The sequence below is a fragment of the Pirellulales bacterium genome, from assembly GCA_035656635.1.
Taxonomy (GTDB): domain Bacteria; phylum Planctomycetota; class Planctomycetia; order Pirellulales; family JADZDJ01; genus DATJYL01.
Genome location: DASRSD010000110.1, coordinates 13,841 through 28,501 on the forward strand (window position 1 = coordinate 13,841; position 14,661 = coordinate 28,501).

Genomic DNA, 14,661 nt, shown 5'->3' on the forward strand with positions numbered 1-14,661 from the left:
CGCTATCGGGCGCATGATTACCGTTGCATTTTCCCTAATTTCGCGCTGCGAAAATAGCAAAGCTCTTCTGCCACTGGGTTTGTGAAAGTGTATCAGTTTGGCGGAGCGTGCTTTGCCGTTTCCAAATAAACGTAAAAATGAGCCTGTTTGGTCGCTGGTCCGGTTTGTGCGCGCCGCCATGGCATGGTAAGCTGTGGCAACGCGTGTTTCTAGCTGGCCGGCGTCAACCCAGAACTTACCTACCTACCGCTGGGCCGGCATTGGTTCCTGCAATACTGAAGAGGTCGATTGCCACGACCGCTTTGGATTCCGCGATTAGGAAAAATAGGGCGACTTGGAAGCCGCAGTCGAACCGGGGCTGTTTGGCATCGCCAAGTGATTTGGCCTCCGGAGATTTTTCACCGTGCATCTTGACCATTTGCCTGGATCGTTTTTTGGCCCGTCGAATTTGGTCGATTTATTGCGCCATCGGGCGGCACATCAATCGGCCGACACCGCCTTCATGTATTTAGTGGACGGCGAGACCGACGAAATCGCTTGGAGTTATGCCGAATTGGATCGGCGCGTGCGGGCCATTGCCGCCTGGCTGCAATCGCTGGGTTTGCAAGGAGAACGGGCGTTGTTGCTGTATCCGGCCGGGCTCGATTTTATCGCAGCTTTTTTTGGGTGCGTGTACGCCGGCGTGGTGGCGGTGCCGGCTTATCCGCCGCGAAAAAACCGCTCGCTGGAGCGCATCGAAGCCATTGCCGACGATGCCGAAGCCAAAGTCGCCTTGACCACGCAAGAAGTGCTGGGCCGCGTGCAAGGGGTGCTCAGCGAGAATCCTGGCTTAAATTCGCTCCATTGGGGCGCGACCGATCAATTTCCCGCCGGCATGGAGCGTGATTGGCGCCATCCCGATGTGCACGGCGATACTTTGGCGTTTTTGCAATACACCTCCGGCTCTACCGGCACTCCCAAAGGCGTGATGCTCAGCCATGCGAATTTGATTCACAACTCGGCGCTCATTTGCCATGCGTTCGAGCATACACGCAGCGGCGTCGGCGTATTCTGGCTGCCCAGCTACCACGATATGGGCCTGATCGGCGGGATTTTGCAGCCCATGTATTGCGGCCGGCCGAACGTGCTGATGTCGCCCATGTCGTTTTTGCAAAAACCGTTGCGTTGGATGCGGGCCATCACGCGCTACAAAGGCACGGTCAGCGGCGGGCCGAACTTTGCGTATGATTTGTGCCTGAAGCGCATTACGCCGGAAGAACGCGAAACGCTCGATCTCAGCACCTGGTCGCTGGCGTTCAACGGCGCCGAGCCGATCCGCCCGGAAACCCTGGCCGATTTCACGCGCACCTTCGCTCCCTGCGGATTCCGCCCGGAAGCGTTTTATCCGTGTTACGGCTTGGCCGAGGCCACCTTGATGGTCACCGGGGGGTTCAAAACGTCTGTGCCGTTAATTCGCTCGTTTGATGCGAAATCGATCGAGAACAATCAGGCGGTCGATGTCCTGTCCGATGAAGAAGGCGTGCGCACCATCGTCGGCTGCGGGACAGCGCTGCTGGATCAGGAAATTGTCATTGTCGATCCCGAGGCCATGGTTCGCCTGCCCGACAGGCGCGTGGGCGAAATTTGGGTGGCCGGCCCCAGCGTGGCGCAAGGTTATTGGCGGCGGGCGGAAGAATCGGCCAATATGTTTCGCGCTTATTTGAAAGATAGCGATCGCGGACCATACCTGCGCACCGGCGACTTGGGCTTCGTTTGCGACGGGGAGCTGTTTGTGGCCGGGCGGTTGAAAGATTTAATCATCGTGCATGGCCGCAATCATTATCCGCAAGATATCGAGCAAACCGTGGAACGGGCCCATCCGCTGTTGCGCTCCGGGGCCAGCGGCGTATTTACGGTGGAAGTGGGAGGCCGGGAACGGCTGGGCGTAGCAGCCGAAATCGAGCGCGGCCGCAATCGGACCGCGGAAGAGTTGGAAGAAGTGCTGGCCGCCATTCGCCGCGCCGTTTCTGCCGAGCACGAAGTGCCCGTCGATGCCATCCTGCTCATCAAAGCCGGCAGCATCCCGAAAACATCCAGCGGCAAAATTCAACGACACGCCTGCCGCAACGGCTTTTTGCGCGGGACCGATTTGGAAGTTGTCGCTCAATGGCGCGGTTGGGAAAGCGCAAAGGCCGAGGCATCAGCGGCCGCTTCCGCGGCGTCGATTGCTGCTCCGGTCATTTTGTCGCTCAAGCCGGCGGCGGCCTCCTCGACCCCGCGCACCGCCGTCGAAGCGCTCTCGGGCACGCCCACCAACGGCCACGGCCCGCGAACCGGCGGCTTGGCCGATCGGCTTCCGCCGGTGTCGGACGAAACGGCGGCGCTGGTCATGGAGCAAATTGCGCGCGTGGCCAAGGAACGCGCAAAAGGCTTGACGCTCGATTCCAACATTTTGGAAATGAGCATGGATTCGCTGGAACGCATGGAAATTGTCGCCGCGCTGGAAGAAACCTTCGGCGGACGCTTTCCGGAGGAGGTGCTGCCCGACATGGTTTTGGTGCGCGACGTGGTCGCCGCCGTGGAAAAACATTTGGGGAAAACGCCCCGTAAGCGGCCAGTGGCGCTCGCTTCGGAAATTCCCGCCGCGTATTACAACATCGATCAATTTCCCGAATGCTTGGCGCTGGAGCAGCAAAGGAATTTGCTGGAAAGCACCGGCGTCATGAACCCATTCTTCAAGGTTCACGAGCGGGTCATTGACGATACCACCGTGATCAACGGCCGCGAGCTCATTAGCTGGTCCAGCTACAATTACCTCGGCATGTCGGGCGATCCGGCGGTGATTGCCGCCGCCAAGGAATCGTTGGATCGCTACGGCACCAGCGTTTCGGCCAGCCGGCTGGTTTCGGGCGAAAAAACCATTCACCGCCAACTGGAGCAGGCCCTTATCGATTTATTGGGCGTGGAAGATGCCATTACATTCGTGTGCGGCCACTCCACCAACGAAACAACCATCGGCCACATGTTCGGCCCGGGCGATTTAATTCTGCACGATGCGCTGGCCCACAACAGCATTATTCAAGGCGCTATTTTAAGCGGGGCGCGCCGCCGGCCCTTCCCGCACAACGATTGGCAAACGCTGGATCAATTGCTGGGCGAGCTGCGGCACGAATACCGCCGGGTGCTGATTGCCATTGAGGGCATTTACAGCATGGACGGCGATTATCCCGATCTCCCGCGGTTCATCGAAATTAAAAAGCGGCATAAAGCCCTGTTGTACATTGACGAAGCCCATTCGCTGGGCGTGATGGGCTTGCACGGCCGAGGCATTGGCGAGCATTTTGATGTGGAGCCCAGCGACGTCGATTTTTGGATGGGCACCATGAGCAAGGGGCTCGGCAGTTCCGGCGGATACATTGCCGGCAAGAAATCGCTGGTGCAGTATATGAAGTACACGGCGCCGGGCTTCGTGTTCGCCAACGGATTGCCGCCGGTGATTGCCGCCGCCGCGCTGACTGCCCTGCGCGTGCTGGAGGAAGATCCGGAACGGGTCGCTCGGCTGTCGGCCAACAGCAAGCTGTTTTTGTCGCTAGCCAAAAGCCGCGGCCTGAATACCGGCCGCAGCAAAGATTCGGCCGTGGTGCCGGTCATTTTGGGCAACTCGCTGCATGCGCTGCAGTTGTCGGAGGCGATGTTCAAACGGGGCATTAACGTACAGCCGATTCTGCACCCGGCCGTGGAGGAAAGCGCGGCCCGGCTAAGATTTTTCGTCACGGCCAAGCACACCGAGGAGCAAATACGCAAAACCGTGGATGCGGTCACCGAGGAATTGAAGAAAATCGATCCTTCCCATCTGCGGCATCACGGCGCGGCGGAATCGCAGCGCCTGAAAATTTGACCGACGCTCGAGGTCGGTTCGTAATTATAATGACATTGCAAATCCGCAAGCGGATGGATTTCGAGGCGATTCTTCCCATTTGAATCCCGATCCCTAACCTGCCCCTGGCCGTCCCCAGTGTCCAACGTCACGCTCACTCATCGCCTGATTCTGCCGGTCGATTCCAATCATCACGGCACGCTATACGCCGGCTCGCTGATGCGGATTGCTTTGGAAGCGGCCTATGGCACGGCATTTCGATTTATTGGTGACGACGCCAACCTGCTGCTGCGCCGCGTGCTTAGCATCGAATGCTACAAGCCGGTGCCGGTGGGCTCCTTCGTGGAAATTCGCGGAGTGATTTTGCATGTCACCCGGGCGTATTTGGTCACCGGGCTCATCGGCGCCGCGCTGCCGGGGCAAAGCGGTCCTTGGATGGATGCCCTGTTCGGCTTTGCCCAAGTGGACGACGACGGCCGAGCCACGGAATTTCCCGGCGATTTAACCGTTTCCGCGCCGGCCGCCGAATGGCGCAAGCTTCAAGAGCGCATGAAAAAGCTGCTGCGAATTCGCGGTCGCAACGGCGGCGAAAAATAGCGCGATATGAATGGGGAATGGGGAGTGTGGAGTGCGGGCTGCGGAACGTTAGGCGCGCAGCGATGACCGATATAATGACGAGGCATCGATTCCATGGCCGATCTCATTTTTAAACCGACCGTCATCGAGGCTGCCGGCAACAAGCCCAAGCTCATCGAGGAATTTTTCGGCCGGGTGAATTCGCAAACGGAAGCCCTAAGCGTGGCCCGCATGAATAGCCCGCCCGGCTGGGTCGAGCCGGGCCAAACGCCCGATTTCGACGAATATACCGTGGTGTTGCGCGGACTGCTGCGGGTAACTACTCGGGAAAAAGCCTTCGATGTGCGCGCCGGGCAGGCCATTCTGGCGCCGCGCGGTCAGTGGGTGCAATACAGCACGCCGGAGGCCGAAGGGGCCGAATACATTGCGGTGTGCTTGCCGGCATTCTCGCCGCAAACCGTTCACCGCGATGGCTAGCGGGGTAGCCGGAAGGCCACGCCTTCCGGTCCGGTCGCCGCGGCGACCGGCTATTGCTACAACATCAATCATCCGCACGCGGGCGGCGGCGTTGCTGCTTTTTCAAAGAATGCGAGCTTTTTTCGACACGGCGGCGTTGACGGGAAGCCTTGGTCGGCCTGGTTGGGCGTCGCCGCTTGGGAGGAATGGCGACGGCGGCGATCAGTTCGCGCAGCTTCTCCAAGCAATCGCGCTGGTTTTGGCCCTGCTCGCGGAAGCGCTGGCTGTTGATCACAATTTCGCCGCCGCCGGTCATGCGCCGGCCATAACGTGCCAAAAACCGTTCGCGCACATCGCTGGGCAGGCTGGAGCTGGCGCGCACGGCCCATCGCAGCACGGCTTTGGTGTTCACCTTGTTCACGTTTTGTCCGCCGGGGCCCGAGCTGCGCGCGTACGAGAACCGCAGCTCCTCGTCGGGAATGCGAATCCGGGAAGAGACAAACAGCATGCACGCCTCACGAAGTAACAAGTTGAGCAAACGCCGATTGGCTCTCGCGCAGCAAACTCTCGTAATTGTCGGGCAACATTTCGTCGCCGAACAACTCGATGTCAAAATCGCCATCGTAGCCGCCGTCGCATAAAGCGGAAACCAATTCTTTCAGCGGCACGCAGCCCTGGCCCAAAGGCGTGCGATGCTGTTCTTCATCAGGCGGATGTCCGTCAGCCAAATGCACAATGGCAATGCGCTGAGCCAGCCGCCGCGCTTGATCGAGTACTCCCTCGAAGCTGCCGGAATAGTAGGTATCGAACGAGAGCCGCACTTGCGGGCTTTCGACTTGCTCGATGATCGAAACCGCTTCCTCCAGCGATGTCAGAAACGTGCAATCGCAAGCGCAGGCCGGGTGCACGGGCTCCAGCGCCAGCACCACGCCATATTCGCCGGCGACGGGGCCCAATTCTTTCAGCGCCCCGGTGAGCAACCGCCGGGCGTGGCTGTGCGTGTGGCCGGCCCGGGCCCCGCTGTAAATGACCAGGCATTTGGCTTGCATGGCCGAGGCCAGTTGAATGGCATCCACGGCGTCGTCGATGCTTTCACGGTAGGTATGCCCTTCGCTGCCCGTGAAGCCGCCGGCCCACAACAGATTGGAAACCGCTAAGCCCGAGTGTTTGAGCAGCTCGATGCCGCGCTGTTCGCCAAAATCGGAAAGCTTGCGCCGCCACACGCCAATGGCTGGAATGCCGGCAGCGCAGTAGTGCCGCACATCTTCCTCGAACGACCAACGGTAGGTCGTCATTTCATTCATCGAAAGTCGGGGCATGGGCAACTCCGTGCCGGGCGTAACTGTCACTCCGTCGTGAGCGGCGTTGCCGGCAGGGCTGGTGGAGGCTGCCGCAAATTATCGCCATTTCCGCGCGAAATAGTATGCGACATCGGAGCAGATGTGTAAAGCAGAAGGTGGTAAGCGGTAGGCAGAAGGTGGTAAGCGGTAGGCAGAATGCAGAAGATAGAAAGCGGTGGACCAAGGGCGGACACGACAATGCCGCTATTTCTTGTCCCGCAAATTCCAGGCTTCCAGCCAATCTTCCCCCGCGCGCTGCAAGTGAAACTCGGCGCATGCGCGAGGCTCCATGTCGGGCATGTGGCCCCCGCCATAAAAAATGGCGATTTTTTTCTTTCCCGCCGCAATTTGCTCGCCCAGCACTTTGAGTGCCGCTTTATTTCGCTCGGTAATGAGTGTGGAGCCGTCGGGACCGTTGAAGGCCGTCATGATGGTATCCATGTCGGAAAACTCCTCGGCCATAATCCGCTTGAGCTTAACCGCCCGATCGTGATCGAACAGCGCCAACAGCACATCCAACTCATCGGCTTTCCCGGGATTGCTGGCTTGCTTCACCATGCCGGCCGCCATTAAGCGCATGAAAATGGTCCAAAAGCTTTCGCCTCGATCTTTCATCGACTGGGCAAACTGATCGGGCGAAAAATCGGCGTGCACAAAATTCTGTTTGGTGTAATCGATGCCCGAGAGCTGGTATTCCAACTCCAGCAAATCTTTCATGGCATTTTGCAGCGACGAAAGCAGATTCCGGTTGCGATCGGGCCCGCCTTTGGGAATGACGGTTCCCTCGGGGGCGACCAGCTCGTACAGCACCACATCGTAATTTTCGAACTGCTTGTTCAGCGCGGCGTAGAAATTTGGTTCGGCCACGTGCACGGCGCTGACCAAATCGACCTGCAAACCAGGCCGATCGTTTCCCACGGGAACCAAGTGGACAATGGAAGTTTCCAGCGCCAGCGGATTTCCATGCTCGTCATATTTTACCCGGACATACTGATTTTTATTGTGCGCGGTTGTCTTGGCGGCATCGGGACGATTCTGGGGAGACTGAGCAAGTGCAATCCACGTGGCGACGCACACGGTTGCCACCAGCGCCAGTGGCAAAACAATCCAAATTTTTCGGGACTGGGGTGCTGACATGGGACCGCTCGGCAATGTGGGGGCGGAATTTTTACCGGGATAGGCAAATCTGCTGCTGGCATGCCCCGGGGCCTGCTGGAGTATATGCCGTCCTGATGGGATAGACAACTTATGCTGCTGCCGGGTTGTTTGCATGCCGTAAACAACGAGAAAAGACGCTATCTGGCACGGGAGGCAAAATACTGTGCGGCGTTCGGGCGGCTCATCACGCTGCTGGCAGAAGCGCCCGACTGCCACAGTAGGGTTATCTGAATTGTCCCACTACCTTCACCGCGGCTCTCCCTATGATGGCCCTCCGCCGCGGTTACGCTCGCTGCGCGCTGCAGCCCTCTTCTGGCAAGCGAAAAGACTTTGCTAGCAGCCTTCACGGGCGTAATTGGCGGCCTTTTTCTGCTCCATTCGATTTTTCTTCTCCAGCTCCCCAGCCAATTCCGTGCTACAAGCCGTATTTCCGGCAAACTTTGCCAAAGTTTATCAACTCTCCCAGGAGGCATTACCGATACTACCGTCACGCTGAAAGCGCGGACTTTCCAAAAAGAGCCCATTGCGCTAACCGCCGTTAGGTTATTTCGAGGTGCAGGTCAACTATGCAGCTAGCTCGCCTAAAGATGTGGCTGTTGATGACGACCGTTGTCCTGGTCGGCATTGGTTCTGCGCGGGCCCAAGATTGGACGCCGTTTGGCCCCAGCAACGTGCGTTACGATTTGGATTTGTTCGCCCCGCCGGATCTTAGCGCGTACGCAGATTGGCCGCGGCCCAACGAAGGATTTTTCTTCCAGTACGATCGGCTGTACTGGTCGATTTCCGGTCCCCGCCGCACGCCGATTGGCCAAGGCGGAACCGCGCTAGGGTTCTTCAACGGACCGCCGCAATTCGATCCCACCGCCCAAAACCCGAGCCTCATTGTTACCCCTTATGCGAGCACGGCCGATACCGGATTCATCAAGGCCGACCAAGTTTGGGGAAACCGTTATGAATTGGGCTTCATGGAAGACAACAAGGGCTGGCTCGTCAGCATTATGAATCTGCAAAAGCAAACGCAGCAAATGATTGCCGGCAGCACGGCGGCGACTGTCGGAGGACTTCCCGCGGGCCAAACCATAATATTCCGCGATCCTCAAGGATTGTTGTTTGGCTTTGTCGACACCAATGGCGACGGCGTCGACGACGACTTGAACAGTGCAACCCTATTCAATCCGCCGCCGGGCAAATTCCCGGCAGGGACATTCGGCGTGTTTGGCCGACCACTCCCGGCCAATTTGAACTTCAATTTGGCGCCACCGGGGAGTATCACTCCGACAACTTACGCCGGCTTCACCGATTTCGGCGATGAAGTGGCCCTGGTGCCGCTATTCAATTCCATTACCGCAATCAATCAAACCAGCATGGTTGGCACGGAAATCGATCGCACCTGGCGTTACCCAACCACCAAGTACGGCGTATGGGACGGATTCTTCGGAGTGCGGTGGCTGCTATTTCGCGACGTGTTCGACGTCCTGGCGATTAACGATACACCCAGTAATGGCACAGTGCCTGTCGGGTTGCCGGGTGCCAGCTTCTGGGACACCACGGTCGACAACAACATGTTCGGCCCGCAACTCGGCTTCCGTTACAGCCACGAGGTGGCCCGGTTCAATATTCAATGCGAAGGACGCTTCATGGCGGCCATTAACTTCCAATCGACGCACTTGAACGGCGAAATTGCTTCGGCGTTGAATCCGCTGACGGTCGATCCCATTAATGAGCCATTGCTCCTAGTGCGCACGTCATTTGCCAGTTGGAAGTACGATGAAACATTCTCGCCCGTGGGTGAATTGCGTGTGAACGTGAATTACCAACTCACGAAGGCCGTAGCCATTCAGGCGGGTTATAACGCCATTTTGGGCGGCGGCATCAGCCGTGCCAGCCGGAGAATCGATTACGTGCTGCCGGCACTACAGATTAATAATTTCAACAAGAACGATGTGTTCTTCACGAACGGCATCAACCTCGGCATTACCTTCAATCGGTAAGTCGCCGCGTTCATTCGATTGCAGCTTAGCCGTTTGCCGCTTCAGTTTTGGGAGATTTGCAGCTTTCGCAGCTCGTCGAGTTCACATTGCAGGCGATGCCGCAGAGGGCTTTCCGCACGCAACTCGTCGAGCAATTCTTGAGCCTTGGCAAACGTATCGTCAGTGTATGCGCCACCTTTGAACAAAGTGTGCCAGCTCCCGGAAACCTCTTTTTCGGTCAACACTCCTCGAATCCTCTGGGTTGGAAGGAATAGTGCCTGCCCTAGCTTAATACTAAACAATTCCCAATATTCCGCAAGTGAATTTTATCAGGCAGTTGCCGTAACCTGCGGGTGCTAGCGGCATTGAAAGTTTTACCCCGACGTTTTTCCCAGCGCGACACAACCGTAAGGCGACCGGGCATCGCAATCTCAGCGAATCTGCACGATAATAGCCGCATGATACCGGCAAAAGTGGCCTTAATTACTGGCAGTGGCAAGCGTCGCATAGGTTGGCATATTGCGGAGGCATTGGCAAAACGGAATTACGCCATCGCCGTGCATTACCGCAGTTCTGCCACGGAAGCTGCGGAAACCGTCCGGCATTTGCGCACGCTGAATGTCGAGGCCGAAGCGTTCGGCGCCGATTTGACGGACGAAGAATCGGTTCGCATGCTCACCCAAGCGGTGCTGGCCAAATTCGGCCGCATCGATGTGCTGGTGAACACCGCCGCCGCCTGGAAAAGCAAGCCGCTGGAAGATGTCACCGCCGCCGATGTACGCGGTTTTTTGGAAACCAACACGTTGGCAACCTTTTTGTGCTGCCAGCATGTCGGGCTGGCCATGGCGAAACAGGCTGACGGCGGCGCCATTGTCAACTTCGGCGATTGGGCCACCGTTCGGCCCTATGTGAATTACGCCGCCTATTTTCCGTCCAAGGGCGCTATTCCCGCACTCACTCGGACGATGGCCGTCGAACTGGGAACTCGTAATCCGCGCGTGCGGGTAAATTGTATTATGCCCGGGCCCGTTTTGCTTCCGCCCGATTTGCCAGCCGCCGAACGAGAGCAAGCCATTCAGGCCACGTTGGTCAAACACGAAGGCAGCCCGCAGAATATCGTTCAAGCGGTGCTGCACTTTATCGAGAACGATTTTGTCGCCGGCGCGTGCCTGCCGGTCGATGGCGGCCGCAGCATCTACGCGCTGGACAGCGAAGTGTAAGTTGTCGCTTAATTTCATTTTTGGGTGGCTGGGGTCGAACGGAGTGAGCCCCCAGCGGCCTGCATTCCGGGGGCTCGGCGGCCTCGACCCCGGCCACCCCAGTCGCATTTAGCGAACCGTCACTTCGGCACCATGCCGGGCAGCAAATAAGCCTGCACCAGGGTTAATATGCCGACCAGCGTTGCCAGCGCCACGCTGTGCCAAAAGACAAAACGCAGGATTTGTCCTTCCTCTCCCTCCTGTCCGGTGGCCGCGGAAGCAACCACAATGCTTTGGGCATCGATCATCTTCCCCATGACGCCTCCGGTGCTGTTGGCGGCACAAATCAGAATGGGGTTCAAGCTCAAACGTTCCGCGGTAATGCGTTGCAAATTGCCAAACAGCGCGTTGCTGGAAGTGTCGCTTCCTGTGAGCGCCACGCCCAGCCATCCTAAGAGTGCGGCAAAAAACGGATAGAGCACGCCCGTGTGCGTGAACGCCAACCCCAAGGTGACATCCGTGCCGCTGTACTGAGTGGTGAAAGCAATCGCCAACATACAAGCGATGGTGAACAGCGGCCAGCGCAAGCGATACAGCGTGTGCATCAATAAACGGCAAAACCGCACCGGAGAAATGTGCATCCACAAGGCCGATAAAATCGCCGCCACAAAAATGCCTGTCCCGGTGCCGCTCAGCCAATTGAAGCGAAATTCTGCAGCTTTCGGCTTCCCGTCGCCGCCGATCACCGACGCATCGGGCTGCACCTGCTGGTCCAAATGGGGCATGGCCCAGCGTTCTTCTCCATGGCGATTCAAAAAAGCCTGCACGTGCGGTTCTCCCCAGGCAAACACGCAAACGGAAAGAATGATCCAGGGAATCCACGCACGAATAATTTCGCGGCGAGTGTAACCGTAGCGATTGCCAATGGCAGCCGGACCGTTTTCGGCGATAATCGGTGCGGCTTCGTCGCCGGTTTCGCCCGCAAATCGCCACACCTTCTGTGGCCGCCAGAACCGCAGCATCACCGCCAAAACGGCCAGCGATGTCAATCCACCGGCGACATCGGCCAGCTCGGGCCCTAAAAAATTCGACACCGCAAATTGCACCGCCGCGAATGTCCCGCCGCAAACCAAAACCGCCGGCCACACGCCGCACAACCCGCTCCAGCCTGACATCGTGCAAACCAGCCACGCCGGCACCAGCAAAGAAAACAGCGGCAACTGGCGGCCGGCCATGGCGGAAAGCTTGCCGACATCCAAGCCCGTGGTTTTCGCCAGCGTAAGGATGGGCGTGCCCAATGCGCCGAAAGCCACCGGCGCGGTATTGGCAATTAACGTGAGTCCGGCGGCATACAGTGGGGGAAATCCTGCGCCAATGAGCAGCGCCGCCGAAATGGCGACCGGCGTGCCAAATCCGGCTGCTCCTTCGATAAAGGCCCCAAAGCTGAAAGCGATTAGCAGCGCCTGCAATCGCCGATCGGGCGAGAGCGCCACCACCGAGGCCTTTACTTTTTCAAACTCGCCGGCTTCGACGGTTAGCACGTACAAAAACACCGCCGTGAACACAATCCAGCCGATGGGAAACAAGCCAAAGCCAGCGCCCAGCACCGCAGCCGCCGCGGCCAATTTCCAGGGCATGCCGTACACGGCGATCGCCACCACTAGCGCCGTGAACAAGCCTGCCGCCGCCGCTTTGGGAGCCGACCAACGGAGCCAGCCTAGCGCTCCCAACAAAACGACGGCCGGTGCAATGGCAACCAGTGTGGAAAGCCACAGCAAGCCGGTGGGATTGTACGTTTGAAGCCAAATCATGCGGCCGCACTTATCTCAGCTTTCTGCTTTCTGCTTTCTGCCTTCTGCTTTCTGCTTTCTGCTTTCTGCTTTCTGCCTTAAAATTCCACCGCCACAACCTCATGATCGGTCACCGATGGAACCGTCACTTTCAACACGCCCCCCGATTCGTTCGGCTTGGCATCGGTCTGGCCGACCAACAACCGCACGTTCCGCGGCCGGCGACCTAGCGGCAATCGCATGCTAAGCTGCTGCGGACCGATGGGAAATAATTCCCGAATGGGCCCCTTCATCATCATCGGATTGGTTAAATTCACCAGATGCACGGTCAGTGAGTTTTCCTGCTGCCAAACGGAAACATCGACCACGCCGGGCCCGCTGACGCTCACCACATCGGGCTCATTCAGCACCCAGCGGGTCAAATTGCCGATCAAGCGGCCGTGATCCGGATCGAGTACTTCCCGAAACGTGTGGTCAAGGTTGCCGGGGAGATAAGCGACTCGGCTGGCTCCGGCTTCGCGCAAGTAAACTTCGGGAATGTCTGTTTTGGGCTCGCGCGGATACACATCTTCCATCGGCAAGTCGGGGTACGATGGCACCCGGGTTAACGGCGCGCGGCCAAAATAAAGTGTGGGCTTAACCTCCGCATGCCCGATGGAGTTGATCGTGCGGCCGGCCTCTTCAAAGCCGTGCAGAATTTCATGCCGCGTGTCATGCTCGAGGTTGATGTACGAGTTTTTTACCAGCGTCTCGGTTTTGCCGTTGTAGCCGACGCCGAACACGTCGGCCAATCCAAAATCGCTGCGCTTTTTTCCAGCCTGGTCGTACAGCGAAGTTTCGTAGGTGGCCAAAATGCTGCCGCCGCGCTGGACGAACTGGCGAATATGCTCGCACTGATCGTCCGCAAGAGCCGCAATGTTCGGCAAGATGAGCAGCTTGAATTGCTCCGTGTTGTCTGGATCAAGCAGTTGCTCGTAAACCATTTCAAACGGAATGCGCGCTTCCACCAGCGCTTGGTAAATTCCCATTTGGCTGGCTTCGGTCGGCATGGCGCCGATGGCAATGGAAGTTTGCGGCGACCACACCACGCCCACCCGGGCCAAGTTTCGCGTGTTGCGCAAATATTTTTCGTTTGCCGCATGCCAGGCGTACGCGGCTTCCACCGGCGGAACCCAGCGGCGGTCGTAAAGCGTCCCACAAAACTTGACGACCCACGGGCGCATGCCCTGGGCAATGCACTGATGCATCCACAACTGCAGTTCGGCGGGGCTTTGGACCGAATCTTTCCAGCGATGGGCATCGTCGCTGCCGACGCTGGTGATGCCCGCCACCGGACGATTATCCATCACGCTGCGAAATACCTTGGCGTTCCATCCGGCCGCCCAGGGGGGCAAGACGGCGGAGTTGCGGCCTTGCCGATCGGCGGCGACCATGTGAGCACGCTGGCCGATTTCGGTCATTTCGCGCTTGTTGGCGCCCCCCATGTTCATCAGGCAGCATACCTCGGGATTGATCTTTTGCACCGCGGCGTCCCAGGCATCCCAAACCTCGAACAGCCGCTGATTTCGCCAATGCTGGAACTCCGCCCAGCCGGGTTGTTGTGCGTTCAAGGGCGCTTCCAAACCAGCGGCTTGCTTGAAATTGGATTTGCACGAATCGCAATAGCAGGTGATGTGCCCGGCCCAGCGGTTGGCGAAAATGCCATCCACGCCATAGCGGCTGACAATTTCGGCGAGCACTTGCGGCATAAACTCGAAATTGCACGGGCCCAGTGCGCAGCTTAGCCAGCGATCTTTCATGACCATGTGCCGCACTTTTTGGCTGTTGGCATCGACTGCTACCCACTCGGGATGCGCTTGGGCATCTTCGTCTCGAATGCAATGCGGATCGACTCGGGCGATGACCGACATGTTGAGCTTGCGGCACCCTTTCACTAAATCGCCAAAGGTGTCTTTATCGCCGAGCCAGTCGCTGCGGTGATGATGGGGAACATCGGTGGGATAGAACGCGCACATGCCGCCCGCCGAAATACAGGCGCCTTGGGCGCTGGTCCGCTGGAAAAAATCCAGCCACCAGGCGGGGTCGAATGTGGCCGGATCTTTTTCCACCAGCGCCAATTGAATCCAGCGCAGCGGCTTTTCCAGCGCCGCAGAAACCGTGGGCTGCCGGGTCATGGCCGCTAGTGCCGAAAACGCGGGCGCAAACGCCATCGCCGCGGCAGAAGCCAGCACTTCCCGGCGATTCACTAACCACGGCGAGCCGGGCATGCACGTTCCTCGTTGCAGCTGATCGAATTGTAGAAAATCGTGAGCTTTA

The 14,661-nt window shown here is 58.3% G+C and carries 11 protein-coding genes; 5 read left to right on the forward strand and 6 right to left on the reverse strand.

All coding sequences use genetic code 11. From position 1 onward, the window contains the following. Positions 1-403: 403 nt before the first annotated feature. The 3 genes from VFE46_10220 to VFE46_10230 all read left to right on the forward strand — a co-directional run bounded on the left by VFE46_10220 (position 404) and on the right by VFE46_10230 (position 4,909). Complete coding sequence (locus tag VFE46_10220) at positions 404-3,877, forward strand: aminotransferase class I/II-fold pyridoxal phosphate-dependent enzyme (protein HZZ28364.1); 3,474 nt, start codon at positions 404-406, stop codon at positions 3,875-3,877. Positions 3,878-3,994: 117 nt separating this feature from the next. Continuing rightward, positions 3,995-4,453: a hypothetical protein gene (locus tag VFE46_10225; protein HZZ28365.1), complete on the forward strand. Its 459-nt coding sequence runs from the start codon at positions 3,995-3,997 to the stop codon at positions 4,451-4,453. Positions 4,454-4,546: 93 nt separating this feature from the next. Beyond that, positions 4,547-4,909, forward strand: a complete 363-nt coding sequence (locus VFE46_10230) for a hypothetical protein (GenBank protein ID HZZ28366.1) — start codon at positions 4,547-4,549, stop codon at positions 4,907-4,909. A 64-nt stretch (positions 4,910-4,973) separates the two neighbouring features. On the opposite strand, the gene arfB is transcribed toward VFE46_10230, so the two are convergent. The 3 genes from arfB to VFE46_10245 form a co-directional block, all read right to left on the reverse strand. Beyond that, positions 4,974-5,396 (reverse strand): alternative ribosome rescue aminoacyl-tRNA hydrolase ArfB, encoded by a 423-nt coding sequence (gene arfB / locus VFE46_10235; GenBank protein HZZ28367.1) that lies wholly within the window; start codon positions 5,394-5,396, stop codon positions 4,974-4,976. 7 nt (positions 5,397-5,403) lie between these two features. After that, positions 5,404-6,207 (reverse strand): sugar phosphate isomerase/epimerase family protein, encoded by an 804-nt coding sequence (locus tag VFE46_10240; protein HZZ28368.1) that lies wholly within the window; start codon positions 6,205-6,207, stop codon positions 5,404-5,406. Between the two features lie 225 nt (positions 6,208-6,432). Beyond that, entirely contained in the window at positions 6,433-7,365 is a 933-nt protein-coding gene (locus VFE46_10245; GenBank protein ID HZZ28369.1) for a hypothetical protein, read from the reverse strand. Between the two features lie 587 nt (positions 7,366-7,952). Here VFE46_10245 and VFE46_10250 point away from each other — a divergent pair. Then, entirely contained in the window at positions 7,953-9,377 is a 1,425-nt protein-coding gene (locus VFE46_10250; protein ID HZZ28370.1) for a BBP7 family outer membrane beta-barrel protein, read from the forward strand. Between the two features lie 41 nt (positions 9,378-9,418). On the opposite strand, the gene VFE46_10255 is transcribed toward VFE46_10250, so the two are convergent. Beyond that, positions 9,419-9,601, reverse strand: a complete 183-nt coding sequence (locus tag VFE46_10255; protein HZZ28371.1) for a hypothetical protein — start codon at positions 9,599-9,601, stop codon at positions 9,419-9,421. Between the two features lie 213 nt (positions 9,602-9,814). Here VFE46_10255 and VFE46_10260 point away from each other — a divergent pair, with 213 nt between their 5' ends. Continuing rightward, positions 9,815-10,576 carry an SDR family oxidoreductase gene (locus VFE46_10260; protein HZZ28372.1) on the forward strand — a complete coding sequence of 254 codons (762 nt, stop codon included), beginning with the start codon at positions 9,815-9,817 and terminating at the stop codon, positions 10,574-10,576. Positions 10,577-10,695: 119 nt separating this feature from the next. Here the strand turns inward: VFE46_10260 and VFE46_10265 are convergent, their stop codons facing one another. Further along, positions 10,696-12,366 (reverse strand): L-lactate permease, encoded by a 1,671-nt coding sequence (locus VFE46_10265; protein HZZ28373.1) that lies wholly within the window; start codon positions 12,364-12,366, stop codon positions 10,696-10,698. Between the two features lie 77 nt (positions 12,367-12,443). Next, complete coding sequence (locus tag VFE46_10270) at positions 12,444-14,612, reverse strand: alpha-amylase family protein (protein HZZ28374.1); 2,169 nt, start codon at positions 14,610-14,612, stop codon at positions 12,444-12,446. Positions 14,613-14,661: the final 49 nt, after the last annotated feature.

Excerpts from the sequence above, each read along its gene's own strand:
- VFE46_10265 (HZZ28373.1), bottom strand. The coding sequence starts at position 12,366 with ATGATTTGGCTTCAAACGTACAATCCCACCGGCTTGCTGTGGCTTTCC.
- VFE46_10240 (HZZ28368.1), bottom strand. The coding sequence starts at position 6,207 with ATGCCCCGACTTTCGATGAATGAAATGACGACCTACCGTTGGTCGTTC.
- VFE46_10245 (HZZ28369.1), bottom strand. The coding sequence starts at position 7,365 with ATGTCAGCACCCCAGTCCCGAAAAATTTGGATTGTTTTGCCACTGGCG.
- VFE46_10270 (HZZ28374.1), bottom strand. The coding sequence starts at position 14,612 with ATGCCCGGCTCGCCGTGGTTAGTGAATCGCCGGGAAGTGCTGGCTTCT.
- VFE46_10260 (HZZ28372.1), top strand. The coding sequence starts at position 9,815 with ATGATACCGGCAAAAGTGGCCTTAATTACTGGCAGTGGCAAGCGTCGC.
- VFE46_10250 (HZZ28370.1), top strand. The coding sequence starts at position 7,953 with ATGCAGCTAGCTCGCCTAAAGATGTGGCTGTTGATGACGACCGTTGTC.
- VFE46_10230 (HZZ28366.1), top strand. The coding sequence starts at position 4,547 with ATGGCCGATCTCATTTTTAAACCGACCGTCATCGAGGCTGCCGGCAAC.
- arfB (HZZ28367.1), bottom strand. The coding sequence starts at position 5,396 with ATGCTGTTTGTCTCTTCCCGGATTCGCATTCCCGACGAGGAGCTGCGG.